The sequence below is a fragment of the Ruegeria sp. CDSA021 genome (assembly GCF_059612325.1).
Genome location: NZ_JBXWQJ010000001.1, coordinates 405,008 through 429,896, shown reverse-complemented (window position 1 = coordinate 429,896; position 24,889 = coordinate 405,008). Strand labels below are relative to the sequence as shown.

27 protein-coding genes are annotated in these 24,889 nt (G+C 58.4%); 12 read left to right on the top strand and 15 right to left on the bottom strand.

Annotated elements, in window-relative coordinates:
- Positions 1-86: 86 nt before the first annotated feature.
- The 3 genes from AC2FLD_RS02150 to AC2FLD_RS02140 are packed head-to-tail and all read right to left on the bottom strand — an operon-like array spanning position 87 to position 3,410.
- On the bottom strand, positions 87-1,016 hold the full coding sequence (locus AC2FLD_RS02150; RefSeq protein WP_496672848.1) for a glycosyltransferase family 2 protein: 930 nt from the start codon (positions 1,014-1,016) through the stop codon (positions 87-89).
- The gene (locus AC2FLD_RS02145; RefSeq protein WP_496672851.1) at positions 1,013-1,756 is read right to left on the bottom strand and encodes a hypothetical protein; all 744 of its coding nucleotides are present in this window, start codon (positions 1,754-1,756) and stop codon (positions 1,013-1,015) included. Before AC2FLD_RS02145 ends, AC2FLD_RS02150 begins: the two co-directional genes overlap by 4 nt.
- Positions 1,757-1,805: 49 nt before the next feature.
- Positions 1,806-3,410, bottom strand: coding sequence for a peptide chain release factor 3 (locus tag AC2FLD_RS02140; RefSeq protein ID WP_496672854.1), 1,605 nt, complete (start codon positions 3,408-3,410; stop codon positions 1,806-1,808).
- Between the two features lie 109 nt (positions 3,411-3,519).
- On the opposite strand from AC2FLD_RS02140, the gene AC2FLD_RS02135 reads away from it, so the two are divergent.
- From AC2FLD_RS02135 to AC2FLD_RS02100, 8 genes are all read left to right on the top strand, one after another.
- Positions 3,520-3,882, top strand: coding sequence for a SnoaL-like domain-containing protein (locus AC2FLD_RS02135; RefSeq protein ID WP_496672857.1), 363 nt, complete (start codon positions 3,520-3,522; stop codon positions 3,880-3,882).
- A gap of 73 nt (positions 3,883-3,955) precedes the next feature.
- A complete protein-coding gene (locus AC2FLD_RS02130; protein WP_496672940.1) occupies positions 3,956-4,735 on the top strand; it encodes an SDR family oxidoreductase in 780 nt (259 codons plus the stop codon).
- Between the two features lie 2 nt (positions 4,736-4,737).
- Positions 4,738-5,850, top strand: coding sequence for a DNA alkylation repair protein (locus AC2FLD_RS02125; protein WP_496672860.1), 1,113 nt, complete (start codon positions 4,738-4,740; stop codon positions 5,848-5,850).
- A gap of 107 nt (positions 5,851-5,957) precedes the next feature.
- Positions 5,958-7,010 (top strand): methyltransferase domain-containing protein, encoded by a 1,053-nt coding sequence (locus AC2FLD_RS02120; protein ID WP_496672863.1) that lies wholly within the window; start codon positions 5,958-5,960, stop codon positions 7,008-7,010.
- 45 nt (positions 7,011-7,055) lie between these two features.
- Positions 7,056-8,180 (top strand): ABC transporter ATP-binding protein, encoded by a 1,125-nt coding sequence (locus tag AC2FLD_RS02115; RefSeq protein ID WP_496672866.1) that lies wholly within the window; start codon positions 7,056-7,058, stop codon positions 8,178-8,180.
- A 118-nt stretch (positions 8,181-8,298) separates the two neighbouring features.
- Entirely contained in the window at positions 8,299-9,081 is a 783-nt protein-coding gene (surE, locus tag AC2FLD_RS02110; RefSeq protein WP_496672869.1) for a 5'/3'-nucleotidase SurE, read from the top strand.
- Complete coding sequence (locus AC2FLD_RS02105) at positions 9,078-9,728, top strand: protein-L-isoaspartate(D-aspartate) O-methyltransferase (RefSeq protein WP_050602260.1); 651 nt, start codon at positions 9,078-9,080, stop codon at positions 9,726-9,728. Before surE ends, AC2FLD_RS02105 begins: the two co-directional genes overlap by 4 nt.
- A gap of 62 nt (positions 9,729-9,790) precedes the next feature.
- Positions 9,791-10,969 carry a peptidoglycan DD-metalloendopeptidase family protein gene (locus AC2FLD_RS02100; RefSeq protein ID WP_496672871.1) on the top strand — a complete coding sequence of 393 codons (1,179 nt, stop codon included), beginning with the start codon at positions 9,791-9,793 and terminating at the stop codon, positions 10,967-10,969.
- 62 nt (positions 10,970-11,031) lie between these two features.
- On the opposite strand, the gene AC2FLD_RS02095 is transcribed toward AC2FLD_RS02100, so the two are convergent.
- Positions 11,032-11,703: a helix-turn-helix transcriptional regulator gene (locus AC2FLD_RS02095; protein ID WP_050602262.1), complete on the bottom strand. Its 672-nt coding sequence runs from the start codon at positions 11,701-11,703 to the stop codon at positions 11,032-11,034.
- 21 nt (positions 11,704-11,724) lie between these two features.
- Positions 11,725-12,030: a hypothetical protein gene (locus AC2FLD_RS02090; RefSeq protein ID WP_496672874.1), complete on the bottom strand. Its 306-nt coding sequence runs from the start codon at positions 12,028-12,030 to the stop codon at positions 11,725-11,727.
- Between the two features lie 222 nt (positions 12,031-12,252).
- On the opposite strand from AC2FLD_RS02090, the gene AC2FLD_RS02085 reads away from it, so the two are divergent.
- The 4 genes from AC2FLD_RS02085 to AC2FLD_RS02070 all read left to right on the top strand — a co-directional run bounded on the left by AC2FLD_RS02085 (position 12,253) and on the right by AC2FLD_RS02070 (position 14,770).
- Complete coding sequence (locus tag AC2FLD_RS02085) at positions 12,253-12,468, top strand: twin-arginine translocase TatA/TatE family subunit (RefSeq protein ID WP_050602264.1); 216 nt, start codon at positions 12,253-12,255, stop codon at positions 12,466-12,468.
- Between the two features lie 6 nt (positions 12,469-12,474).
- A complete protein-coding gene (tatB, locus tag AC2FLD_RS02080) occupies positions 12,475-12,933 on the top strand; it encodes a Sec-independent protein translocase protein TatB (RefSeq protein WP_050602265.1) in 459 nt (152 codons plus the stop codon).
- Positions 12,930-13,811 carry a twin-arginine translocase subunit TatC gene (tatC, locus tag AC2FLD_RS02075; protein WP_496672876.1) on the top strand — a complete coding sequence of 294 codons (882 nt, stop codon included), beginning with the start codon at positions 12,930-12,932 and terminating at the stop codon, positions 13,809-13,811. Before tatB ends, tatC begins: the two co-directional genes overlap by 4 nt.
- Before the next feature lie 116 nt (positions 13,812-13,927).
- Positions 13,928-14,770, top strand: coding sequence for an ATP-binding protein (locus tag AC2FLD_RS02070; RefSeq protein WP_050602267.1), 843 nt, complete (start codon positions 13,928-13,930; stop codon positions 14,768-14,770).
- 60 nt (positions 14,771-14,830) lie between these two features.
- Here the strand turns inward: AC2FLD_RS02070 and AC2FLD_RS02065 are convergent, their stop codons facing one another.
- The 10 genes from AC2FLD_RS02065 to alr all read right to left on the bottom strand — a co-directional run bounded on the left by AC2FLD_RS02065 (position 14,831) and on the right by alr (position 24,734).
- Entirely contained in the window at positions 14,831-15,475 is a 645-nt protein-coding gene (locus AC2FLD_RS02065; protein WP_496672879.1) for an SDR family NAD(P)-dependent oxidoreductase, read from the bottom strand.
- Positions 15,476-15,517: 42 nt separating this feature from the next.
- Positions 15,518-15,721, bottom strand: coding sequence for a hypothetical protein (locus AC2FLD_RS02060; RefSeq protein WP_253276798.1), 204 nt, complete (start codon positions 15,719-15,721; stop codon positions 15,518-15,520).
- Positions 15,722-16,036: 315 nt separating this feature from the next.
- Complete coding sequence (gene purF, locus AC2FLD_RS02055) at positions 16,037-17,560, bottom strand: amidophosphoribosyltransferase (RefSeq protein ID WP_496672882.1); 1,524 nt, start codon at positions 17,558-17,560, stop codon at positions 16,037-16,039.
- A 654-nt stretch (positions 17,561-18,214) separates the two neighbouring features.
- A complete protein-coding gene (locus AC2FLD_RS02050; RefSeq protein WP_050602272.1) occupies positions 18,215-18,808 on the bottom strand; it encodes a CvpA family protein in 594 nt (197 codons plus the stop codon).
- A 40-nt stretch (positions 18,809-18,848) separates the two neighbouring features.
- Positions 18,849-20,213 (bottom strand): DNA repair protein RadA, encoded by a 1,365-nt coding sequence (gene radA, locus AC2FLD_RS02045; RefSeq protein ID WP_050602273.1) that lies wholly within the window; start codon positions 20,211-20,213, stop codon positions 18,849-18,851.
- Positions 20,214-20,334: 121 nt separating this feature from the next.
- Complete coding sequence (locus tag AC2FLD_RS02040; protein WP_496672884.1) at positions 20,335-21,072, bottom strand: DNA repair protein; 738 nt, start codon at positions 21,070-21,072, stop codon at positions 20,335-20,337.
- A gap of 195 nt (positions 21,073-21,267) precedes the next feature.
- The gene (locus AC2FLD_RS02035; RefSeq protein ID WP_496672887.1) at positions 21,268-21,720 is read right to left on the bottom strand and encodes a paraquat-inducible protein A; all 453 of its coding nucleotides are present in this window, start codon (positions 21,718-21,720) and stop codon (positions 21,268-21,270) included.
- 457 nt (positions 21,721-22,177) lie between these two features.
- Positions 22,178-22,924 carry an ABC transporter ATP-binding protein gene (locus AC2FLD_RS02030; RefSeq protein ID WP_496672890.1) on the bottom strand — a complete coding sequence of 249 codons (747 nt, stop codon included), beginning with the start codon at positions 22,922-22,924 and terminating at the stop codon, positions 22,178-22,180.
- Complete coding sequence (locus tag AC2FLD_RS02025; RefSeq protein WP_496672893.1) at positions 22,921-23,703, bottom strand: MlaE family ABC transporter permease; 783 nt, start codon at positions 23,701-23,703, stop codon at positions 22,921-22,923. Before AC2FLD_RS02025 ends, AC2FLD_RS02030 begins: the two co-directional genes overlap by 4 nt.
- Complete coding sequence (alr, locus tag AC2FLD_RS02020; protein WP_050602279.1) at positions 23,700-24,734, bottom strand: alanine racemase; 1,035 nt, start codon at positions 24,732-24,734, stop codon at positions 23,700-23,702. The genes AC2FLD_RS02025 and alr overlap by 4 nt, the downstream gene beginning before the upstream one ends.
- Between the last annotated feature and the right edge of the window lie 155 nt (positions 24,735-24,889).

Here is a 24,889-nt window from a genome sequence, read left to right as displayed (position 1 = left end):
GGACATAACAAAAACGTTGGTCAGGGTCAAATGAAGACCGCTTAATCCAGGTTGCGCGGCAGCGTGTCAGGATTTTTCGCAACAATTCAGCAGGTTCCGGGGAAGTGTTTCGCCAGTTTTTTGTCCAGGTCCAAGGGGCGGTGACGCAACAGGCCATGCTGGTCCAAACGGGCGCGGATATTGGGGTCTGCGCCGCTCATCTCATCGAAAAACGCGCGCAGCCCGTCCATGCCTTGTTCGGCCTCGATCCAGTTGAACAATTCGTTTTTGTTCAGACCACCCTGTTCTCGCGGCACATTGGGGGCCATGCCTGCCTGATACGAGCCACGATTCTTGCGAAATTGATAATGCCCAATCCAGTGGTCCCAATCCGGTGCATGCAGGTGACACAGATCGACGTCCGGAAGCTCGAACTTGCAGGGCAGCAATTTTTTGTTCTGATACAGGTTGTGGATGCGAAAGCTCAGCTTTTCCAATCCTGTCCGCACAAAAAGCTTGCCCTGCACGTGGCTCAGGAAGCCGCCGAGGATGAAGGCGCCGTAGGTCGGGTAAAGCGTTTCGACCAGGCTGTTCCGCCCGGGGCTTTGGGGGATATGTGCCTTGTACAGATCCGCGCCCGCTGCCAGTGCCTCGATCGGACGGACACGCGCCGCGTGGACATGGCGCGGCACCGATTGCAGCGTGCCTGCAATCGGTTTTGAGGACCACAGGAACTCGTCCACATCGATATGTGCCAGCCAATCCATCGGTGTGGACCGATAGGTGAGCGTGGCATTAAGGGACTGGCGGACCTGATGTTTCTCGGGGCGCGGGCGGCCTTGATTTTGCCAGAAGGCGTCATCGCACAGCTGCACCTGCACTCGGGGGTGATCGTCGAGCGCCTGGAAGGTGCGTGGGTTGGGCTCGTCCATGAAGACATACAGAACATCCACCCCCAGATCGAGGTGATGCGCCGCGAACCGAAGAACGTCTTCGGTCGGGCCCCGTACCATGGACACGATCCCCCAGGTGGTCATTCGCGCGGCTTGCGTGTTTGGCGCATATGTTCCAGTCGACGGAATATACTGCCGGGGTCCTGGTTCAGCTCGGTCATCAGATGATCGACCAGCCCCGAGATAGTGGGATCATTCAAAGCCTTGGTCCAGACCGGAGCGATCAGATTCACGTCCAGACCGCCTTTCTGCAGGGAAAATCCCCGCATCTGATAGGGAAGGGAGGCGTGGTTTTTGTCTTGATACTGAAACGCTGTCTCGGGCGGCAGACCCGAGAAGAGCCGCTCGTATTCATACAGCTTCATCATGCCGAACAGCATCCGCAGGGCGTGGCCAACCTCGCGCTGGGTTGCGGTTTGCCCGTGATCGGCAAAGGTCTGCACCGACGACACCAGCCACCGCAGATCAAGCGCGCTCAAAAGGTGTTCTGATTGCTCTTGCCACAGGCGGCAAAACAGGGCCGGTGCATGACGCGGAAAAGACCGTTTCCGCAGGTTCGAGATCAACTGAGCATTCAGAAAGGCAAGCTCGGAATTCCCCACGAACTCCTTGGCAATCTGGGCGCGTTTGCGTTGCCAGCGCGTATTGCGGCCGGGTGGCAGTGCGGTGGCCGTTTCAGGCACCTTCTGCCGGGCTAACGCGTCCAGATCGACGTCCAGATCGGGCAGAGGATCGATGCCAAACTGAAACGGGTTGCGCCGGGATTCGTAGCGGTCCAGCATCTGCGGCAGGCCGCCCGGAAAAGTCAGGTCGTCGTCACTCATGCGCGCAGAATTGCACAGCCGGGTTCAGCTGTGCAATCAGCCAGTTGCCTCAGGTCATCATCTCTTTGGTGGCGGTCAGGTTCAGCGCCGGATAGTCGCGCACGACCCGGTCGATATCCCATTGCAGGCGGGTCAGGTAAACGATGTCACCGTCGTGATCATGGGCGATATGCTGCTTGTTGGCATTCACGAACTTTTCAACCTCGCCCTTTTCACCGCTGACCCAGCGGGCCGACGTGAATTGCGAAGCCTCAAAGCGCACGGGCAGGCCATATTCCATCTCGATCCGACTGGCGAGCACTTCGAATTGCAGCGCGCCGACGACGCCGACGATAAACCCCGAGCCGATCGAAGGTTTGAACACCTTGGCCGCGCCTTCTTCGGCGAATTGCATCAGCGCCTTCTCCAGATGCTTGGCTTTCATCGGGTCGCCGGGGCGCACTGTTTGCAGCAATTCCGGTGCGAAAGAGGGGATGCCGGTGACGCGGATCGCTTCACCTTCGGTCAACGTATCACCAATGCGCAGTTGCCCGTGGTTGGGGATGCCGATGATGTCTCCGGCCCATGCCTCTTCCGCCAATTCCCGGTCAGAAGCCAGGAACAACACAGGGTTGGAAATTGCCATCGGCTTTTTCGACCGCACATGGGTCAGCTTCATGCCGCGCTTGAAGTGACCGCTTGCCATGCGGACAAAGGCAACCCGGTCGCGGTGCTTGGGATCCATGTTGGCCTGCACCTTGAAAACAAACCCGGAGACTTTCTTTTCGTCCGGTGAAATCTGGCGGGGTTCAGCGGATTGAACCTGCGGCTGCGGGCCATAGGCACCGATGCCTTCCATCAGTTCCTTGACGCCGAACGAATTGATGGCCGAACCGAACCAGATCGGGGTCATATGCCCTTCCAGTACCGCCTGTGGGTCAAGCTTGGGCAGCAACTCGCGCGCCATCTCGACCTCTTCCAGCAGTTTGTCCAGCAGATGCTCGGGCACGTGCTCGGCCAGTTTCGGGTCGTCCAGACCGTTGATCTCGATGCTTTCAGCCACCTTGTTGCGGTCGGCGCGGTCCATCAGTTCCAGCCGGTCGCGCAGCATGTCGTAACAGCCGATGAAGTCGCGGCCTACGCCGATCGGCCACGCGGCAGGCGTGACGTCGATGGCCAGCATTTCCTGAATTTCGTCGATGATCTCGAACGTATCGCGGCTTTCGCGGTCCATCTTGTTACAGAAGGTCAGGATCGGCAGATCGCGCAGGCGGCAGACCTCGAACAGCTTCTGGGTCTGGCTTTCCACACCTTTCGCGCCGTCGATCACCATTACAGCCGCGTCCACGGCGGTCAGCGTGCGATAGGTATCCTCGGAAAAATCCGAGTGACCGGGCGTGTCCACCAGATTGAAGCGGAAGTTGTCATAGTCAAACGACATCGCCGAGGCCGAGACCGAGATGCCCCGATCCTTTTCCATCTGCATGAAGTCCGACCGTGTCCGTCGTGCCTCGCCTTTGGCGCGCACCTGTCCCGCCATCTGGATCGCGCCGCCGTACAAAAGGAACTTTTCCGTCAGCGTGGTCTTGCCCGCATCCGGGTGCGAGATGATGGCGAATGTCCGGCGCCGGGCAATCTGGGGCGGCAAGGTGGGTTGGTTCGAGGTGTCAAGCATAAGCGCGCGTATATGCGGTGAATCCTGCCGAGGCAAGACAAAGGGGGTGGTTCGAATCATACGTCTGTGGCAATAAGAACATATAGTGAACAAATTATGGAGTGGATCAATGAATTTGAAAGAGATCGCCGACGAATTGGTGGCCGGTTGCCGGGAAAATCGTGCCAAAGAGAACCTTGAAAAGCTTTACGCCCCTGACGCCGTTTCGGTCGAAGGGCAGGACTTTCAGGGAATGGGTCGGGAAACCAAAGGGGTCGAAGCCATCCGTGGCAAGCATGAGTGGTGGGAAAACGCCCATGAGGTTTCCGGTGCGTCCGTCAGTGACCCGTTTCCCCATGGCGACGACCGTTTTGCCGTGATCTTCGAAGTGCAGGGCAAGGTGAAGGAAAGCGGCGAAGCGTTCGATATGCGCGAAGTGGGTGTTTATCACGTCGCTGACGGCAAGATCATTCGGGAAGAGTTCTTCTACTAATCACCAAGCCGTTTCTGGTCTTCCCTGTCTGGCCGGTGCTAGACATACGGCAATGACTGACAGGGAGGATCCGATGGATCTGGGAATTCAAGGAAAACGCGCGCTGGTTTGTGCCAGCAGCAAAGGGTTGGGTCTGGGCTGTGCCGAGGCTTTGGCGGCTGCCGGTGTGAACCTTGTGATGAATGCACGTGGTTCTGACGCTTTGGAGGCCGAGGCGGCTCGACTGCGGTCAGAGCATGGCGTTGAGGTGCAGACGGTCGCATGTGACGTGACAACCGCCGAGGGTCAGGCGCAGGTCATAGACGCCGCGCAGGGCGTTGATATTCTTGTGACAAATGCAGGCGGACCTCCTCCGGGAATGTGGTTGGACTGGGAGCGCGATGATTTCATCAAGGCGCTGGACGCCAACATGCTGACGCCAATTGCGTTCATGAAAGCGTTGCTTCCCGGAATGATGGACAAGGGCTGGGGTCGGGTGGTGAATATCACCTCGCAATCCGTGCGTGCGCCGATTGCGGTTCTGGGCTTGTCGAATGCGGCACGGACCGGATTGACCGGATATGTGGCGGGAACGGCCCGTCAGGTTGCGCCTCATGGCGTCACAATCAACAACCTGTTGCCGGGTATTCATGCCACGGATCGAGCGGATTCGCTGGACAGCGGGGTGGCAGCGCAGCAGGGCATCACGATGGACGAAGCGCGCGCCAACCGCGCGGCGACAATTCCGGCTCGACGCTATGGCTCGCGGCTGGAGTTTGGTGCGACCTGCGCTTTCCTGTGCTCGCAACACGCGGGCTTCATTGTCGGCCAGAACATCCTGCTGGATGGCGGCGCGACCAATGTGACGATGTGACCATGGCGCAGGGTTATTCGTTAAAGGATCAGTTGTTCAACGCTGAGAAGACGCGCTATATCAGTGGGTTATTTGCGAGTGCTGAACCGGCGTTCGATGCCTCGGCGTTTCAGGCGCAAGTCATGTCGCGCCTGCCTGAACTGGAATTGAAAGAGCGTATGGCCTGGATCGCAACGTGCCTGCAACAGGCCGTGCCGGGGGATTTGCCAACGGTTGCTCCGGTGATCCTGCGTGCCTTGCCACCGCCTTTGGACCCCACGAAAACAGATGATGATTTCGGGGATTTCATCTTTGGACCGTTGGGTGAGTGGGTCGCAGACATCGGGCTGGATCACGTGGATTTGGCGTTGGATGTTCTGGAAGAGATAACCCAGCGGTTTTCAATGGAATGGGCCATTCGGCCCTTTCTGAACCATGACCCGGACAAAGTGCTGGGGCGGATGCAGGACTGGTGCACCCATGACAGCTATCATGTGCGCCGATTGGTCAGCGAGGGCACACGACCCCGGTTGCCTTGGGGGCAGGGTATTGATCTTGAGCTGACCGATCCGCTGCCTCTTTTGGACCGGCTGCACGGTGACACCACCAGGTATGTGACGCGGTCAGTGGCCAATCACCTGAACGACATCACGAAGAAGGACCCGGACTTGGTGCTGGTGCGTCTGGGGGATTGGCGCTCTGAGGGACGTCAGGCCGCGGCAGAGCTGGACTGGATAACCTCTCATACGCTGCGCGGCCTTGTAAAAGCGGGGCATCCGGAAGCAATGAAGATGCTGGGATATGATCCGGATGCTGGTATTGCGGTTGTGATTGATCTGAATTCCGAAGCGCGCATTGGCGAGGCACTTGAGTTTTCAGTTAGTCTGAGCGGGCACGGCGAACAACCGGTTCTGGTCGATTATATTATTCATTTTCAACGCCCTGGGGGGAAAACCTCAGCCAAGGTTCATAAGCTGAAGCAGGCAGCTTTGAAAGGCGGCAAGCTGAAGCTGGCCAAGCGTCACAAGTTTAAGGGTGATGCCACGACGTTCAAGCTGGTGCCCGGCGCGCATCGGTTGGAAGTTCAGGTAAACGGTGTAGTTCGCGCTGGATTGGATTTTGATCTGCTGGGCTAAAGCTGCGCCGGAAGGCTCACGGTTTCGTCAGAAACACCTTCCCCGGATTGCGAACGAGAGGTAGCTGCATTAGCTGCGATGCAACCACTTACAAGGGGAAGAGCGCGATGAAGCATGAGTCGGTGCAGAATTATTATGGTGAAGTCCTGCAAAGCAGCGCGGATTTGCAGACCAACGCGTGCTGCACGCCCGATGACATGCCGGATCACGTCAAAAAGATCCTCTCGAAGGTCCATGACGAGGTGCTGACCCGGTATTACGGCTGCGGTCTGATTGCGCCTCTGGATCTTGAAGGCATGTCGATCCTCGATCTGGGCTGCGGCGCGGGGCGTGACGTCTATGCCTTGTCGGCCATGGTGGGCGAAAAGGGCCGGGTGGTCGGTGTGGACATGACGCCCGAGCAGTTGGATGTTGCCCGCGCGCATCAGGACTATCATGCCCAAGCCTTTGGGCATGCAAAAAGCAACGTTGAATTCCATCACGGGTATATCGAAAAACTGGATGAACTGGACCTTGAACCGGGGTCTTTCGATATCATCGTGTCGAACTGCGTGATCAACCTTGCAACCGACAAGGATGCTGTTCTGCGCGGCGCGCATCGGCTTCTGAAAGAGGGCGGCGAGATGTATTTCTCGGACGTCTACGCAGACCGCCGTATCCCGCAGGCGATGGCCGAAGATGAGGTTCTGTATGGCGAATGCCTGTCGGGTGCTTTGTACTGGAATGACTTCCTGTCGATGGCGCGCAAGGCCGGTTTTGGTGATCCGCGTCGCGAGACGCACCGCCCGTTGACCATCGAAAACCCCGTGCTCGAAGCACGTGTGGCCCCGCTGAAATTCCTGTCGGCCACCTACCGCCTGTTCAAACTGCCCGCGCTGGAACCGGCCTGTGAAGACTATGGCCAGGCGGTGATCTATAAGGGCACCGTGCCCAATGCGCCGCATGAGTTTGTTCTGGACGATCACCATATCATCGAAACCGGCAAGGTCTTTCCGGTCTGTGGCAACACATGGATGATGTTGCAGGATACACGGTTCGCGCGGCACTTTGATTTTATCGGCGACTTCTCTACCCATTACGGCATCTTCGAAGGCTGCGGCGGTGAAAGCCCGTTTGAGGCCATGGGTGAGGCCGCATCTTCGGGCGGTGGTTGCTGCTGATCCCTTGCACCTGAGGGGCGGGGTTGCTATCCCCGCCCAAGCCCGATGGAATTGATCGGGAAAGGCAAATGGGGTCCATCGGTGACAGGTAACGCAACTCCTCCGCGTTTGGAAATTCGCAACATTATCCGCCGGTTCGAAGGGCGGGTGGTCGTGGATGACGTGTCGCTGACCGTGCGGGCGGGCAAGGTGACCTGTTTGCTGGGGCCGTCAGGTTGCGGCAAATCCACGACGCTGCGCATGATCGCCGGGGTCGAAATGCAGGACTCGGGTGAGATTTACGTTGATGGCAAGCTGATCTGCGACACGGTGTTCCGGGTGCCGCCGGAACGGCGCGAGATCGGTCTGATGTTTCAGGATTTTGCGCTGTTCCCACATCTGAGCGTGGCCAACAACGTGGCATTCGGTCTGAAAGGCACCAAGGACGAAAAGCGCGCCCGGGTTGAGGAATTGCTGCGCAAAGTAGACCTGATGCGCTTCATCGACGGGTTTCCGCATCAGTTGTCGGGCGGTGAGCAGCAGCGTGTGGCATTGGCCCGCGCATTGGCGCCGCGCCCGCGGATCATGCTGATGGATGAACCGTTCTCGGGCCTCGACAACCGTTTGCGAGACGGCATTCGGGACGAAACACTGGCCATCCTCAAGGAAGAGGACGCCGCCGTTTTGCTGGTCACGCACGAGCCGGAAGAGGCGATGCGCATGGCTGACGAAATCGCCCTGATGCGGCGCGGCAAGATCGTCCAGCAGGGCGCGCCCTATAACGTTTATACCCGCCCTGCAGACAAGGCGGCTGTGGCCTTTTTCAGTGATGTCAACGTGTTGCGCGCGCAGGTGAATGGGGCGTTGGCGGATACGCCGTTTGGCCAATTCCTTGCGCCGGGTATTCCGGATGGAACGGATGTCGAGATCGTTTTCCGCCCGCAGCACGTCAAGCTGGATTTCGACCGCAACGGCAAGGGACCTCTGCCCACGCCGACGGATGGTGTCGCGGCGCGCGGTGTCGTTGAACGCGCGCGCTTCCTTGGCAACGAAAGCCTGATAGAATTTCGCATGGACTATGACGGTTCGATCCTCAGGGCCACGGTTCCGAATGTCTTTGTGCCGGGTCCGGGCAGGGTCATGTGGCTGACTATCCGACGCGACCGGTGTTTCGTTTTCCCCGACACGTAAGTTCAACCGCTCGATTTCCCCGCAAGTGGTGCGCGAAAGCCTCAGATTGGGGGTCCACGTCGCTTGCCGCAACGCAGGTCGGGGTCTATCAAGGGCCAAACGCGGGGGTGAAACGGGCATGCGTATTCTTCTGACCAATGATGACGGGATCAACGCTCCGGGCCTGATCACGCTGGAAGCGATTGCAGCCGAGCTGGCCGGACCGGATGGTGAGGTCTGGGTGGTTGCGCCTGCCTTCGAGCAGTCCGGCGTAGGGCATTGCATCAGCTACACCCATCCCACGATGATCGCCAAGCTGAGCGAGCGGCGCTATGCGGCCGAGGGGTCGCCTGCGGATTGTGTATTGGCAGGGTTGCATGATGTAATGGTGGATTGCCCGGCAGATCTGATTTTGTCCGGTGTGAATCGCGGGAACAATTCGGCTGAGAACACGCTTTATTCCGGCACTATTGGTGGCGCGATGGAAGCGGCGCTGCAGGGCGTACCCGCGATTGCATTGTCGCAGTATTTTGGCCCACGCAATCTGGGGCTGGATGATCCGTTTGAGGCCGCTGCGCGCTTTGGGGCCGATCTGGTGCGGCGCATTCTGGATGCCACCCCGGCAGAGCAGGGCGATTACCGTCTGTTCTACAACGTGAATTTCCCACCCGTTCCGGCAGATGACGTGTTGGGAACACGCGTGGCGGCGCAGGGCTTTCGACGCGACACGCATTTCTCGGTCGAGCCGCACAGCTCGCCCTCGGGGCGGCGGTTCTTGTGGATCAAGGGCGGCTATCAGCACAACCCGACGGCTCCGGGCACCGATGCGGCGGTCAATCTGGAAGGCTATATCTCGGTCACGCCGATGCGCGCTGACTTGACCGCGCACGACATGCTGGAGGCATTGAAGGCAGTCGAATGAGCGGACTGGATCCTGAAACCGTAATGCAGTTCCTGTTTGCCCTGCGTAAACGGGGCGTGACCGATGCGCGCGTTCTGGCGGCGATGGAGCAGGTGGACCGGGGGCGGTTTGTCACCGGCCTTTTCGCAGACCGTGCTTACGAGGACATGCCACTGCCGATTGCCTGCGGTCAGACTATCAGCCAGCCTTCGGTCGTCGGGTTGATGACACAGGCGCTGGATGTGCGGGCGCGGGACACCGTGCTCGAGATCGGAACCGGCTCGGGTTATCAGGCGGCGATCCTGTCGAAACTGGCACGTCGGGTCTATACCGTCGAACGCCACCGGCGGCTGGTCAGCGAAACGGGCAAGCTATTTGCCGATCTGGGGCTGACCAATATCACCGCGATGTTGTCGGATGGATCTTATGGTCTTTCGGAACAGGCACCCTTTGACCGGATCATTGTGACGGCTGCAGCCGAAGACCCTCCGGGCCCGCTCTTGGCGCAGCTCAAAATCGGGGGTATCATGGTTTTACCCGTGGGACAGTCGGATGCGGTGCAGCAGCTGATCAAAGTGACGCGCACCGAGACCGGTCTGGACTATGATGAATTGACGTCGGTTCGTTTTGTGCCTCTGCTTGAGGGGCTTGGCAGGGACGAAACGTAGCAGGCTTTGTGAATTGGTCGCCGGAACCCCGGACAACAGGGGCAGGCTTTGAGGACAGAATTATGAAAGCAGTATCCAAACCATCTATGCGCCTCTGCGCGACCGGACTGGTCGCTGTGGCCGTTCTGGCCGGGTGTGAGGGGCCTCTGGACTATGATCTGCGCGGGCAGGTCGGCGGGTTCTCGACCACTGACGCGGTGCAATCCGCCACCACATCACGGCCGACGCCGGACAGCCGGGGCGTAATCACTTATCCCAACTATCAGGTTGTCGTGGCCCGACAGGGTGACACGGTGCGGGATGTGGCGGCACGGGTGGGTCTGCCGGAAGGTGAGTTGTCGCGCTTCAACGGGTTACAGACCACCGACACCCTGCGAGATGGCGAAGTGTTGGCCCTGCCGCGTTCGGTCGGTGCGGGCAGCGGGGTGGACATCGCCTCGGTTGCTGGAAACGCTATTGATCAGGCCCAGGATACCAGCTCGGTCCAGACGACAACACTGGAACCTGTGCAACCCGCGCCAACGCCAACGCCGGCCCCTGTGGCCACGGGGCCGGAACCGGTCCGGCACAAGGTCAAGCGGGGCGAGACGGCATATACCATCTCGCGGCTCTATCAGGTGCCGATCGACGCGCTGGCCGAATGGAATGGGCTGGGCCCCGACTTCACCGTACGCGAAGGTCAGTTTCTGCTGATCCCGGTCAAGAACCAAACTGCACCACGGCAAAACGCTGCTGCTGCGGCGCCGGTAGTGGCTACGGAAGTGACCGAGCCGGGGCAGGGGTCGCCGACCCCGACCCCTCCGAGTGCTACGCAACCGCTGCCCGAGGAAAGCGTCGCGCCTCTGGCAGAGGCCCCGGATGTGACAGCCGAGGCCCCGACCAACTCTCGGTCTTCAGCGCTGTCTTTGCCGGTGAGCGGTACCATCATTCGTGGCTATAACAAGGGCAAGAATGAAGGCATCGACATTGCCGCAGCACCCGGAACGGCCGTGACAGCAGCCGAGGCAGGCACCGTTGCGGCGATTACGGCTGATGCGGATCAGGTGCCGATCATCGTCGTCAAACACAAGAACGACCTGCTGACGGTCTATGCCAATGTCGATGATATCGCGGTCAAGAAAGGCGACCAGGTGCGTCGTGGGCAAAAGCTGGCGCAGTTGCGGGGTGGCGACAACGCCTATGTGCATTTTGAAGTGCGCAAAGGGTTCGAGTCGGTCGATCCCGAACCTTACCTGAAGTGAGGGTGAATGGCCCGTTCCGGGCCATGCCTTCGGCGGGAGTATTTCTGAAAAGATGAAGAAGGTCAGGCGTTTGGGTTGTAGTCGCTCAGGCGTTTGCCGGGTTCATCTGCAAAGAGTTCCGGTAGCGGCGTCACGGATTCGATCAGGTCGATACGGAAGACGCGGAAACCCTGGCGCAACTCGCACCATGCCGTAAGGGTCCAGACGCGGCCCCAATATTCCATGTGAAGCGGACGGATGGATCGGTCGGTCAGAACCCCGTCTATCCGTCGATATGACAAGCGGAGTTTCTGGCGGGATTTGATGGCAGCGCGGATCGGGGCCATATGTGCCAGCCCGCGGGCGGCATCGGCAAAGGGGTAGACCGCGAACTTCCATGCGTCGGCCTCTGCTACCACTTGCGTGGGCAGGACAGTGTCGATCTTGTCGGCCAGAGAATTGGCGGCGGCTTTCAGGTCCGGGTCGGCAGCCTCGGCCACGATGGCCATGCCAAGGTTCAGCGCTTCAAGCTCGGCTGTGGTCAGGTTCAGTGGGGGCAGCGTGATCTGCTCGCGCACCATGTAACCTACGCCGCGTTCACCCTCGACCGGAAAACCCGAAGCCACCAGCGTATCCATGTCGCGATAGATGGTACGGACCGACACCTCGAGCCGGTCCGCAATGTCCTGCGCGCGGTGCAGTTTGCCGTCGCGCAGGATCTGGATGATATCAAACAGGCGATCCGTGCGGCGCATGTCACGCCGTCCAGACTGCGCCTAGGCAGTCATGTTCCATAGCACGTTCTCGTGGCGCATCTGGACGCTTTCCGGGTCAATGGCAGCCATCATGCCCGCAGCAAAGTCCTGTTTCGGAAATTGCGCTGCGGCGTCCTGAGCGGCCTTCATATCTGTCCAGACGACATAGTCGGTCCAACGACCGTCTTCGCCCTGGCTGAGCTGGCGGTGGGCAAAGCCCGGCGCGCTGCGCACAAAGGCTTCAGAGGTCTGGCTGAGTTTCACGAACTCTTCCGGTGTGGTGTCATTGGCGAGGGTGAAGGTGACGATTTCTGCAACATGGGTCATGTGGTTCTCCGTTGACCAGGTTTCGATATCGCCTCATTAATCATACCCAACTGACATAAACCTGTCAGTTGGAAAATGCGACCCCTTAGATTCTGCCGGATGACATCAAATTTTACCCTCAATCTGCGCCTGATCCCTTTTGACACAAAGCGTCCGGGCGTAAACACGGACCCAGTTCATATTCCCGGCGCGCAACCGCGTCGATGAAAAAGGAGAAGAGACATGCTCAACAATATCGGCCTTCCCGGTCTTCTGCTGATCGCCGTTGTGGTTCTGGTTCTGTTTGGCCGTGGCAAGATCAGTTCGCTGATGGGCGAAGTTGGCAAAGGCATCACGTCGTTCAAGAAAGGTGTCAAGGAAGGCGCGGACGAGTTGGATCAGGACGCTGCCGAAGTGGCCAAAGACGTCACACCCGAGACCGAGAAAGACAAGGTGTAAGCTCAGATGTTTGATCTTGGCTGGACCGAACTTCTGGTCATTGGCATTGTTGCCCTGATCGTTGTGGGGCCAAAGGACCTGCCGGTGATGTTCCGCAATGTCGGGCGCTTCGTTGGCAAGGCGCGCGGAATGGCGCGTGAGTTCAGCAGTGCCATGAACGAGGCCGCCGATCAGGCCGGGGTGAATGAGATCAAGCAAGGTCTCAACGCCGCCGCGAATCCTGTGGGTTCGGCTATGGACGGCGTAAAACAAGCTGCGCAGGAAATGGCGAAAAGCATCGATCCCACCAAGTTCGATCCGGACAGCGAAACCGGTAAGCTGGCGACAGAGCGCGCCGAGCAGGCCAAGAAGATTCAGGCCACCACTGCCCGCGCCGCTGCCGAGCGTAAGGCCAAAGAAGCTGCAGATGCGCTGGTCAAAGCTGAAGAGGCCGAAGCGGCGCTGAACACTGAAAGCAAGACATGACTAAAACCGACGAGATCGAAGATACCTCGGCCCCATTGATCGAACATCTGGCCGAGCTGCGCACGCGGTTGATTCACTGTGTCGCGGCCTTTCTGGTCGGTATGATCATCTGCTTTACCGTGGCCACGCCGCTTTTCAATTTTCTGACCAATCCTCTGTGTGAGGTTCTGACCGAACGCGGGCAGGATTGCGGGCTGATCTTCATCTCGCCGCAGGAAGGGTTCTTTGTGGCCATCAAGGTCTCGCTGCTGGGCGGGTTCATTCTGGCTTTTCCATATATCGGAATGCAGATGTGGCGCTTCGTGGCACCGGGCCTGTACAAGACGGAAAAGAACGCGTTTCTGCCCTTCATGCTGGCCTCGCCGTTCATGTTCCTTCTGGGCGCAAGCTTTGCCTTTTATGTCGTCACGCCGCTGGCCTATGATTTCTTCCTGGGATTCCAGCAGTTCGGCGCTGAAGGTGAAGCCCTGGCAGATGGTTCAACCACTGCACCATTGAGCGTGGTGTTCCAGGGTTCGGCGCAGGAATATCTGAACCTGACGATCAAGTTTATCGTGGCCTTTGGACTTTGCTTCCAGTTGCCGGTTCTTTTGACCCTCATGGGCAAGGCTGGGCTGGTCAGCGCCGAGGGGCTGGGTGCCGTGCGCAAATATGCGGTTATTGGCATTTTGGTTCTGGCGGCCGTTGTGACGCCACCTGACGTGATCACTCAGATCATTCTCTTTATTGTGGTCTATGGCCTCTACGAGATTTCGATCTTCCTGGTGGCCCGGGTTGAACGGAAGCGGGAAGAGCAATTGCGTGCCGACGGCTACTACGACGATGAAGAGGCAGAGGCGGATGAAGACCTGATGCAGGAATTCGAAGACAAGAAGTAATCTGCTAAGAAAACAACACAGGCGCGCCTCATCGGGGTGCGCCTTTTTCGTTTGTGGGCCTTGTTGCGCCAATCAGAACATGCTTTGAACCCATCCAAATTTGACCGGAGGATCCGATGGACGAACAAGCCCTGAACCGCATTGCCGCTGCATTGGAACGCATGGCACCGGCGCCTCTGGCCACACCGGATTTCAACGCAGCCCCGGCTTTTGTCTGGCATGTGGAACCGGAACGGTTGGAACCGGTTGAGCAGGTTAATCGCGTCGATCTGGATCTGTTGGTTGGAATAAACCGGTCGCGGGACACATTGCTCGACAACACCCGCCGGTTCGCGTCCGGTTACAAGGCGAACAACGCGTTGTTGTGGGGTGCGCGGGGAATGGGGAAGTCCAGCCTTGTAAAGGCGGTCCACGGCACACTAAGCGCGGATCATCCTGACCTGAAACTTGTGGAGCTACAGCGCGAGGACATGGCCTCGGTCGCCCGCTTGCTGAACCACCTGCGCTCTGCACCGTACCGATTCATCCTGTTCTGTGACGACCTGTCGTTCAGCCACGATGATCAGCATTACAAATCGCTCAAGGCCGTTCTGGATGGTGGCATAGAAGGACGCCCTGAAAACGTTGTTTTTTACGCCACTTCGAACCGTCGTCACCTGATGCCGCGAGACATGATCGAAAACGAACGGTCCAGCGCCATCAACCCATCGGAAGCAGTTGAGGAAAAAGTCTCACTATCCGACCGCTTCGGTCTTTGGCTGGGTTTCCACCCCTGCGATCAAGACGAATATCTTGCCATGATCGACCGCTATTGCGCGGCTTATGGTGTCTCAGTTGATACAGATACCCTGCGCGCCGAGGCGATCGAATGGCAGGCCACGCGCGGTTCGCGCTCGGGCCGTGTCGCCTGGCAGTTCTTTGTCGATCTGGCTGGCCGCAACGGCGTTCATATCGCCTGATCCCGGCTTCATCTGGCTAAAAATACCTCCGCCGGAGGCATGGCCCGTCAGGGCCATTTTCTAAAGTAACGCCAGAATCCGCGCTGCTTCATCTGCGGTGCTGTTCAGCGCTTCCCGATCCTCTCCGGGATGGAAACGTGCGCGTACGGCAGTAGGCATCGGTGCAGGCTCGACAATCGAAACGCGCGGACCAGTACGCTCGGTCTCGGCGGCCCAGCTTCGGGCCAGAGCGATCTGCGCGGCCTTGGTGGCCCCATAGGTGCCATAGAACTTCTCGCCAGCTTTCGGGTCGTCAAAGAACACCGCATGACCATTTTCGCCCAGAAGGGGCGTCACATAGGGAATCAGAACCGAGGTTGCATTGGCGTTGGTATTGACGGCCTTTGACCACTCTTTCGGATCAATGAAATGTGCAGGCGTCAGCGCAGACGTGTGAATGGCCGTGTGCAGCCATAAGTCCACCTTACCCCATCGGTCGTGAATACCCCGGCACAGGGTCGCCATGGCATTGGGATCGGTGATGTCCATAGGGGCCAACGTGGCCGAGCCGCCCTTGGTCTTGATCCGGTCGTCCAGCTCTTCCAGCCCGCCGGTGGTGCGGGCGACGGCGACGATGTGATATTCGGGTGCCAGAGCTTCGGCAAGGGCAGCGCCCAACCCGCGAGAGGCCCCGGTGACAAGGGCAATTTTGGTCTGATCGGTCATGGCTGCGGTTTGAACCCCCGCGCGCGGGGCGTCAAGACGCGATTAGCTGCCGGGAATGGTGATACGCTTGGTCTGGCCGCTTTGTCGCAGCATGATGCCATCTTCATCAATGGCAATCACTGTACCCGAGGCAACACGGCTGCCGGGTTTGACTTCTTTCACACGGCCCGATGATAGGCGCATCAAGGCACGCAGATCACTTTTGGGTCCAAATATCCCCAATACCGACACGGTATTCTTCTTCAATGCGCCCTTCTGCGTGGCCGTGCTTTTGACTATCGAGTTCGACATGGTTTGCGGCGCGGACCATGGCCCGAACCCCTTTGCTAGGTGAGTGGTGCCGGTCAGTTACCAAAACCAGGGGATAAGCAAAAGCGCATCACACGCACACGTCATCAAGGCTGAAACCGGCAAATGAAAGCCATTGAGAACTCAAGACGTTCACCGCGGAGTTGCGGCAAGTTTCCACTCATCGCAGCACCGTGAGCTGTTGGGATCAATCGGTTTTGCCGAAGCGATTCGTATCGTCTCGGTGTCGGCTGAATTCCAAGCGTTTGCCGATCAGCCCGAGGCCAGCTTGGCTGCGTTCCACGATCCGCCCGGAATCTGCATATCGGCGCGTTTCTGGCTGACGCGGCTGCTGTTTTCCAGATTGTCCAGATAATCCTCGCTGACGCTGCCGGTGATGTAATTGCCGTCGAAGCAAGAACAGTCAAAGGCTTCGATCTCGGGATTGCCTTCTTTGGCCGCCCAGATCAGATCGTCGAGGTCTTGATAGAACAGCGCATCCGCGCCCAGCTCTTCGCGGATCTCTTCGATCTCTTTGCCGTTTGCGATCAGTTCGGCCTTGGTTGGCATGTCGATGCCGTAGACATTGGGATACTGCACCGGGGGCGAGGCGCTGGCGACATAGACTTTCTTGGCTCCGGCGTCGCGACACATTTGAACGATCTTTTTGATGGTGTTGCCACGCACAATGGAATCGTCGATCAGCAAAACGCTGTGCCCGTCAAACTCAAGCGGGACGGCGTTCAGCTTGCGGCGAACGGACTTCTGTCTCTCTGCCTGACCCGGCATGATGAAGGTGCGTCCGACATAACGGTTTTTCACCAGTCCTTCACGATAAGGGATGCCGGTGATCTTGGCGGCTTCCAGCGCCACGGGGCGGGCACTGTCCGGCACAGGAATGATCCGGTCGATTTCCAGACCCGAGTCCTGAATCTGTTTAGCCAGCGTCTGACCCATACGCATCTGGGTTTTGTAAACAGAAACGCCATCCAGCAAGGAGTCCGGACGAGCCAGATAGACATACTCAAAGATACAGGGCGTCAGCTTGCCTTCGACGGCCTGGAACTCGTGCATGTTGCCGTCCAGATCGATCAGAATCGCTTCACCCGGGCGCAGATCACGCAGTTTTTCGAAGCCGTTGATGCCAAAGGCCACGTCTTCCGAAGCAAATGCATAGTCATCGCCTTGGCCATCCACCTCGCGCTTTGCAACCGACAGCGGACGAATGCCAAACGGATCGCGGAATGCCAGCATCCCGACACCTGCGACCAGACAGATCACGGAATAGGCGCCCTGAACGCGTTCCATCGTCATCTTCACACCGGCAAACAGATTGCGGATGGGTTCGGCATTGCCGTTCACCTTGATCGCGTCCGCCACCTTGTCGGCCAGTACGTTCAGCAGGATTTCGGAATCTGACGTGGTGCGCAGGTGACGGCTGTATTTGCCGGTAACCTTTTCGCGCTGTTCGGCGGTGTTGGTAATGTTGCCGTTGTGAACCAGGTAGATGCCGTAAGGGGCGTTCACAAAGAAGGGCTGCGCCTCGGCGGCACTAAGCGATCCGGCCGTCGGATAACGCACATGGCCCATGCCAACCTGGCCCAAAAGGGTTTCGGCATCTTGCGCATTGAACACGTCTTTGACGAGACCGTTGGCCTTCTTCTCGCGGAAAAACTCGCCATTATAGGTCACGATCCCGGAAGCATCCTGACCCCGGTGCTGCAGCATCAGCAGCCCGTCATAGATCTCGGCAAACACATCATGTGTCCGGCTTGCGATTCCCAAAATCCCACACATTTACGGGGCTCCAACTTCTATGACGATTTGATCTGAGGACTGACCGCTCTTCGGTTTCGGGCCGTCTGCAAAGCCTGCGCGGGTGTTTTGGTAGCAGGTGAACTTGACGCCAATAGGGCGACTATCATCACGACCAGCGCGCATTCGTACAGAAAGAACAAGATCGGTGGCTCCGATTCCGTGGCGGGTTGGCCTTCACATAAAGACTAATGAGCGGGCTGTCATCAAAGGATCACACTCACCTATTGCCGCAGGCTGAATTTGTGCGCGGAGACGCTTGCTCATGAAATGGATGACATGTGCAGTCATATATGCTGTCATGCTAGTGAATATGTGCAAGTTTAGAGTGGTCAAGCACGCAGAGGGCCTGAATGTGGCAGCATAAGCCTCAACAGAACAAGCAGGAACGGATCAAACAACGGTGTCATCGGTGCCGAGGCATGGGGCGCGCGCCCTGTCAGATCTGCAACGGTGCAGGCGAAGTTGTCAAAGGCCGCGATACTTTGGGTAAACCCATCTTCAGCCGGTGCGATGGGTGTTTCGGATTGAAAACCATCCGCTGCACCGTATGTGGTGGCGAAGGTTTCAGCTGACCGGCATGAAAAAAGCCCGGGCAGGGCCGGGCTTTTCCGTGAAATCCAAACGAAAGAGCGTTTAACCTTCGGCAGGTGCCGTGGTTGCGGGCTGGGCGTTGTCTGCCGTGCAGCTAGCCACCAGCTCTTCATATTGCGCTGTAACCCAACCCAAAGCGGCCTCGGGGTTTTGTTCTTCGATCTGGCTGCTGAACTGTTCAAACACTTTGGCCGAACGGCTTTCGTCGACGATCGTGTATGACTGGCCGGTCATGACGGTGTCATAGACAAAGAAGGCGATCGCAACCAGCAGGATGCCGCGTGCGATTCCGAAGAAAAGACCCAGTGCCTGATCAAGACCGCCCAAGGCCGAGCGTTGCACAAGCGAAGAAAACAGGGGGGTGAATATGCTGACCACAATCAGCGCAATGGCAAAGACTGCCGCAAAACCTGTGATGACCGAAAGCTCGCAACTGTCGCGCAGAAAATCTCCTACAACCGGGATCTCCTTGACCAGCGGCACGGCCTGTGGTGCAAAGATGAACGCCAGAACGGCCGCTGCGACCCAGCCTGCGATGGCAAGAACCTCGCGCATGAAGCCACGCGAGTAGGCCAATATGCCCGACATCACGATGATCAGGGCGACGACCCCGTCAATTATTGTAAAACCTTCCATGGCCCTCGCCTGTTTGTTTTCTGCCCCTCAGGGCGCGACCTTAACCTGATCCGAAGGTTTCGCCAACAAACCCAACCAAATCAGAGGGTCGGGTGAGTGACAGACCTGCCACAGTGCCGGTTTTGCCACCTGCCGGAGCAATTGCCGCTGTGAAACCAAGTTTTTGCGCTTCTTTCAACCTATTTTCGGTCTGCGGGGCTGGTCTAAGTGCCCCGGACAGCGAGATTTCTCCAAAAACAACCGTCTCAGCGGGCAGGGCGGTGTCTTCGCGGGCACTGAGCAGGGCCGCGGCCACAGCGAGATCAGCAGCGGGTTCGCTGATTTTCAGCCCTCCGGCGACGTTCAGATAAACATCGAGCCCGGCAAAGGGGATTCCACAGCGCGCCTCGAGCACGGCAAGGATCATGGCCAGCCGCCCACTGTCCCATCCAACCACCGTGCGGCGGGGCTGAGAATGGGGCGAGGGGGCCACGAGGGCCTGCAGTTCCACCAGAACGGGGCGGGTGCCTTCAATGCCAGCGAAAACGGCCGAACCTGGGCTGGGCGTACCGCGTTCCGACAGGAACAGGGCCGACGGGTTGGTGACCTGAGCCAGCCCTTTGCCTGTCATCTCGAAAACGCCGATCTCATCAGCGGGGCCAAAGCGGTTCTTGACGGCGCGCAGGATACGAAACTGGTGGCCGCGCTCACCTTCGAAGTACAGCACGGTGTCGACCATGTGTTCAACAACGCGAGGGCCTGCGATCTGGCCGTCCTTGGTGACGTGGCCGACCATGATGATCGAAACACCGTGTCGTTTTGCAAACGTGGTCAATTCATGTGCTGCGGCCCGGACCTGTGACACCGACCCCGGAGCACTGTCAACGTTGTCGGCCCACATGGTCTGGATCGAGTCGATGATCGCCAGACCGGGCTTTTCGGCCTCAAGCGTCGTAAGAATGTCGCGCAGATTGGTCTCTGCCGCCAGTTGCACCGGCGCGTCCTCAAGTCCCAGACGACGTGCGCGCATTCGGACTTGTGCGCTGGCTTCTTCGCCCGAGACATAGATGGTTTTAACGCCTGCACGCGCAAAACGGGCTGCGGCTTGCAAGAGTAGCGTGGATTTACCGATACCCGGGTCTCCGCCCACCAGAAGCGCAGAGGCCGGGACCAAACCACCTCCGAGTACGCGGTCGAGTTCTTCGACTCCGCAGAGGGTGCGGGGCGGAGGTGTTTCCTCGGTCGACAAATCCGTGAGTGCGATGGACTGGCCGCGTTTGCCGCCGAGGGATTTTTTGGCCGGGCCAGCCGAAAGGGGCGCGTCCTGAATGATTGTGTTCCACTCGCCGCAGGCATCGCAGCGTCCGGACCACCGCGTATGAGTTGCTCCGCAGGCTGAGCAGGAGAAAGAAGTCGTTTTTGCCATGACGCACTTCGTGCCCGAGCTTGGGCGGTTCTTCAAGCCCTTGCGGGCTTTCCTTGCCGCCGGTGGCGCGCTGCGGCCTCAGGCCCGGATGGGCCATCGCCCACAGCGGGCGCTGACGCGCCTATTCCGCCGCCCGAGGGGGGGACATGGCAATCACGCTGGACGCTTTGGAGGACTTTTCGCTGCGCGGTGTCTGCAATTGGGTCGACAGCTCGGGCAGAAGCTCAAACAGCTCGTCCCGCAGGCGTGCCAGTTGCGACTTGGCGATCGTCTCTTCCATTTCCACATCGCGCGTCCATTGGCGCAATTCGTTCTGGATGACCTGAGCCTCTCCCAGCCGCTGTTGGAACAGCTCAATCTCTTCCTGCCGCTGTTTTAGGAACATCTGCGCACGTTCGACCCGTGCGTCGCCATAGGTCTCGGCCAGTTCCTGGCTGATCTGGCTCATCTGTGCGGCCAATTCCAGTATCTCAGGCTCGAGCGATTGCAGATCAGGGTGCTGGCGCAAAAATGCCATGCGTTCTTTGACCGCGTCAAACTCGGACGACATCATGAACAGCCCGCCACGGTCGGCGGCATGGGCCATCTGATAGGCTTCCGCGATGTCATGCATGTTGAGGGCAAATTTGCGATGGTTGTTTTCCAGCGCCATCATTCGCGCATTGGCAGGCAGATAGAACGCCAGCATGAGAATCAGTGCGGTCAGGCCAATCTGAATGAACATCCCGGCGTCTGTCACCGGCCCATTGCCGAATCCGGCCTGCATTGAAAGCCAGGGCAAAACACCCAATGCGGATAAAAGCGTGGCTGAAACGGCCAGCAAGGCCGCCATGCAGATCAGTAAAAAAGTCAATCTCAAAAAGGCATTCTGACATTGCAATGTTATATTATGGAGGGCGGCCATGATCGTCGTACTCCTTCTTCAAACCGGAACACACCGGGCCGAAGCGGAGGAAGATCACAGAACTTAGGGCGATCCGCTGCGGACCTGGAAACTACAAAACTGCGCTGCTCGAAATATAAAGATGATACTTAGGTACGTGTTTTCAATCAATTAGGTCTGAGGTTTTCGTGAAGTGGATGTCATCTCTGTAATATGGCCAAGCGCGATGGATCCCAGAATGCAGGCTGTGAACAGGTAGAGACCCCATGCGGTTTCGATAGTCGCGTAAGAGATGCCCTTGGCCAGAGTGATGTAGAGCGCGATCAGGAAGATGTCGGCCATCGCCAGTTTGCCAAGGATGTTCAGCGCGGGTTGGACGCGGGCATCCAGCAGGTTCCATTGGATCAACGCGGTGCCGATGGTTTTGATGTAGGGCGCGAAGAGGGCGAAGATGGTGACGATCAGTGCGAGGAAGACGTCGGATTTCCACAAGGATTGCAGCCCGGTGATGACGCTGATTTCGCTGAGGCCGAAGATCGGCAGGAACCCCGCCCGCATCAGCGGGGCGAACCATGCGATGGGGTAGAGGATCAGCAGGGAGAGGGTGGCGAGGCGGAGGGTCATGTAGGACACCTAGTTAAGCCATTAAAACGTATCAAGTGTCACTCAACTCCACCGCGCTATTGGTTAAAGCATAGCTGGCTAAGGTTTACGCTGTTTCATGGAAATGTAAGATAGCTGACTAGGTTAGCATTAAAAGTTGGGTGGCTTACGCAATGCCAAGTGTGTCGCAGCTAGTTCGTTACTTTAAAGAAGTCCCTGAAAGCCGAGGTATCTATAAGTTTTTTTTAATCGTTACAATTACGGAAATTGTACTGATCTACTATGTTGTTTACGAACCTGAATTCTACCTAGAGAGCAGATCTGTTCACCTTATTCCATACGCGGTTTGGTTGTTTCCGTTATTGATACCGTGGACAGTATTTTTACTGCTGAAAAGGGTCTCAGCCCATTCTCGCGAAAGCGAAGACTCAAGAGTAAAATAGTGTAGGTTTCACTATTTGACCGTCCGGAAAATCTACTACCGCACCGCCTCAATCGGCCCCTCGGCACTGCCGCTGATGAACTGCTCCACATACGGATCACCCGAGGCATCCATCTGCCCGACGGGTCCGGTCCATTGGATGACGCCTCCGTGCAGCATGGCCACGTTGTCGGCAATCGCGCGGACCGAGCTCATGTCATGGGTGATGGTCATCGCAGTGGCGCCCATCTCGGTCACGATTTCCCGGATCAGATCGTTGATGACGCCGGACATGATCGGGTCCAACCCTGTGGTGGGTTCATCGAAAAAGATGATCTCGGGCTCGGCGGCAATGGCGCGGGCAAGGCCGACGCGCTTCTGCATGCCGCCTGACAGTTCCGCCGGAAAGCGGTCGGCCACGTCGGATTTCAGGCCCACACGGCGCAGTTTCTCGATGGCGATTTCGCGGGCTTCGTCCGCAGGACGTTTCAGTGAGCCACGCAGCAGGCGGAAGGCAACGTTCTGCCAGACGGTCATCGAGTCAAACAGGGCCGAGCCCTGAAACAGCATGCCAAAGCGGGCCAGAAACGCGTCGCGGTCGCCTTTGCTGGCATCCTTTCCGTCCACATAGATCATGCCGCTGTCGGGTTGGATCAGTCCAAGGATACATTTCAGAGCCACCGATTTCCCGGTGCCAGACCCGCCGATGATGACCATCGAGGTGCCCTTGGGGATCTCAAGGTCAAGCCCTTGCAATACGTGGTTGTCACCAAAGGCTTTATGTACGTTCTCCATCCGGATCATAGCGAGAAGAATACCCCTGTGAGAACGAAGTTTGCAGCCAGGATCAGCACCGCTGCGGCCTCGACCGAGCCTTTGGTAGCACGCCCCACGCCCTGTGCGCCGCGACCAGAGTTCATGCCGTAGTAACAGCCCATAATGGCCGCGATCAGGCCAAAGGCCGCGCCTTTGACCAGCGATGAGACGATGTCGCGGGTTTCAAGAAAATCGACCGTGTTTTTCAGATAAGTCGCTGGGTTGAAGCCCAGATTTTGCGTGGCGACGGTGTAGCCCCCGGCAATGCCGATCACGTCACCTACCGCAACCAATGCGGGCACGGTGATCAACGCGGCCAAGACGCGCGGGGCGGTCAGGTATTTCATCGGATGGGTCGACAGCGTGACCAGCGCGTCGATCTGTTCGGTCACTTTCATCGTGGCAATCTCGGCCGCGATGGACGAGGTCACGCGGGCAGCAATCATCAGGCCGACCAGCACCGGGCCAAGCTCTCGGACCATGCCAATGGCGACGATTTGGGGCACCACGGCTTCGGCGTTGAAACGCGCGCCGCCGGCATAGATTTGCAACGCCAGCGCGCCGCCGGTGAAGATCGCGGTCAAGCCGACCACGGGCAGGGACAGCCAGCCGATGTTCAGCAGGGCCATACCAAATTCGCGCGGATAAAAGGGTGGGCGAAGGATATGAGAGATGGCATCAAGCGCAAACAGGGCCACCCGACCAAAGGCTGCCATCAGCCTCAGAACAGCGCGGCCCAGCCCCCCAAGCGCGGTCATTGGGTTCATTCTACGTAGCCCCGCGAATAGCGATTGCCCATAGATGTCAGAATCTCGTAGCCGATCGTTCCGGCAGCTTCGGCCAGATCATCGACGGTCTGATGGCCGTTGAGAATACGCAGACGTTCCGGGTCGTTCGGCAAGTCGGTGACGTCCACCGTGATCAGATCCATCGAGATACGACCAACAACCGGGCAAGGCTGGTTGCCAGCGAACGTGTCAATCCCGCCGCCAATCGCACGATGCAGACCATCTGCATAGCCTGCAGCAACTGTGGCGATACGAGACGGGCGGCGCGCAACCCAGCTGTTGCCGTAGCCGACTGTTTCGCCCACGTCCAGTTGGCGCACCTGTATGACGGGCAGATCGACGGTGACAACCGGCTTGGCCCCGGCAAAAGGCAGGCCACCATAAAGGCCAATGCCCGGGCGGCAGAAATCGAAATGGAACTCAGGCCCCAGAAAGGTGCCTCCGGTTGCGGCTAGCGAACGGGGTGCGGTGACGCCGTCGGTCATCTCGCGGAAGGTTTTCAACTGCTGCTGATTCATCGGGTGATCCGGTTCATCCGAACAGGCCAGATGAGACATGACCACCACCGGGTTCAAGGCCTCGGCCTTTGGGCGCAGTTCGGCCCAGTCGGCTGGCTCAAGTCCCAAGCGATTCATACCGCTGTCCAGTTGAATACCGAATGCGTGATCGGGCAGCGCTTGCAAATGACGCTGGAACTGCTCGGCCGAGTTGATCAGCGGTGTCAGATCGTGCGCACGCAGCAAATCTGTATCGCCTTCCATGTGCCCGGAGAAGATACCGATCATCGGGCCCGGTCCGACCGCCTCGCGCACGGCGGCGCCTTCCTCGGCAGCGGCAACAAAGAACTTTCGAACGCCTTCTTCGGCCAGCGTGTCGCTGACAGGCCCGGCACCCAGCCCATAGGCATCGGCCTTGACCACGGCCCCGGTTTCTACCCCGGTCTTCGCATCAAGCGCGCGCCAGTTGCTGGCCAGCGCCTGTAGATTGATCGTCAAACGTGCAGTACTCATGGAACTGTTCATGACATTGCGCCGTCCAAGGTCAAGAGGGAATGGCGCATTTCCTTGGCGTATTCCGTTGCCACGTCGTCGCAATCGCCGAATAGCGCCGAAAACCAAGACATATTAGCGATTTGTTGCTTTGAACAAACCGCTTTGTGATTGTC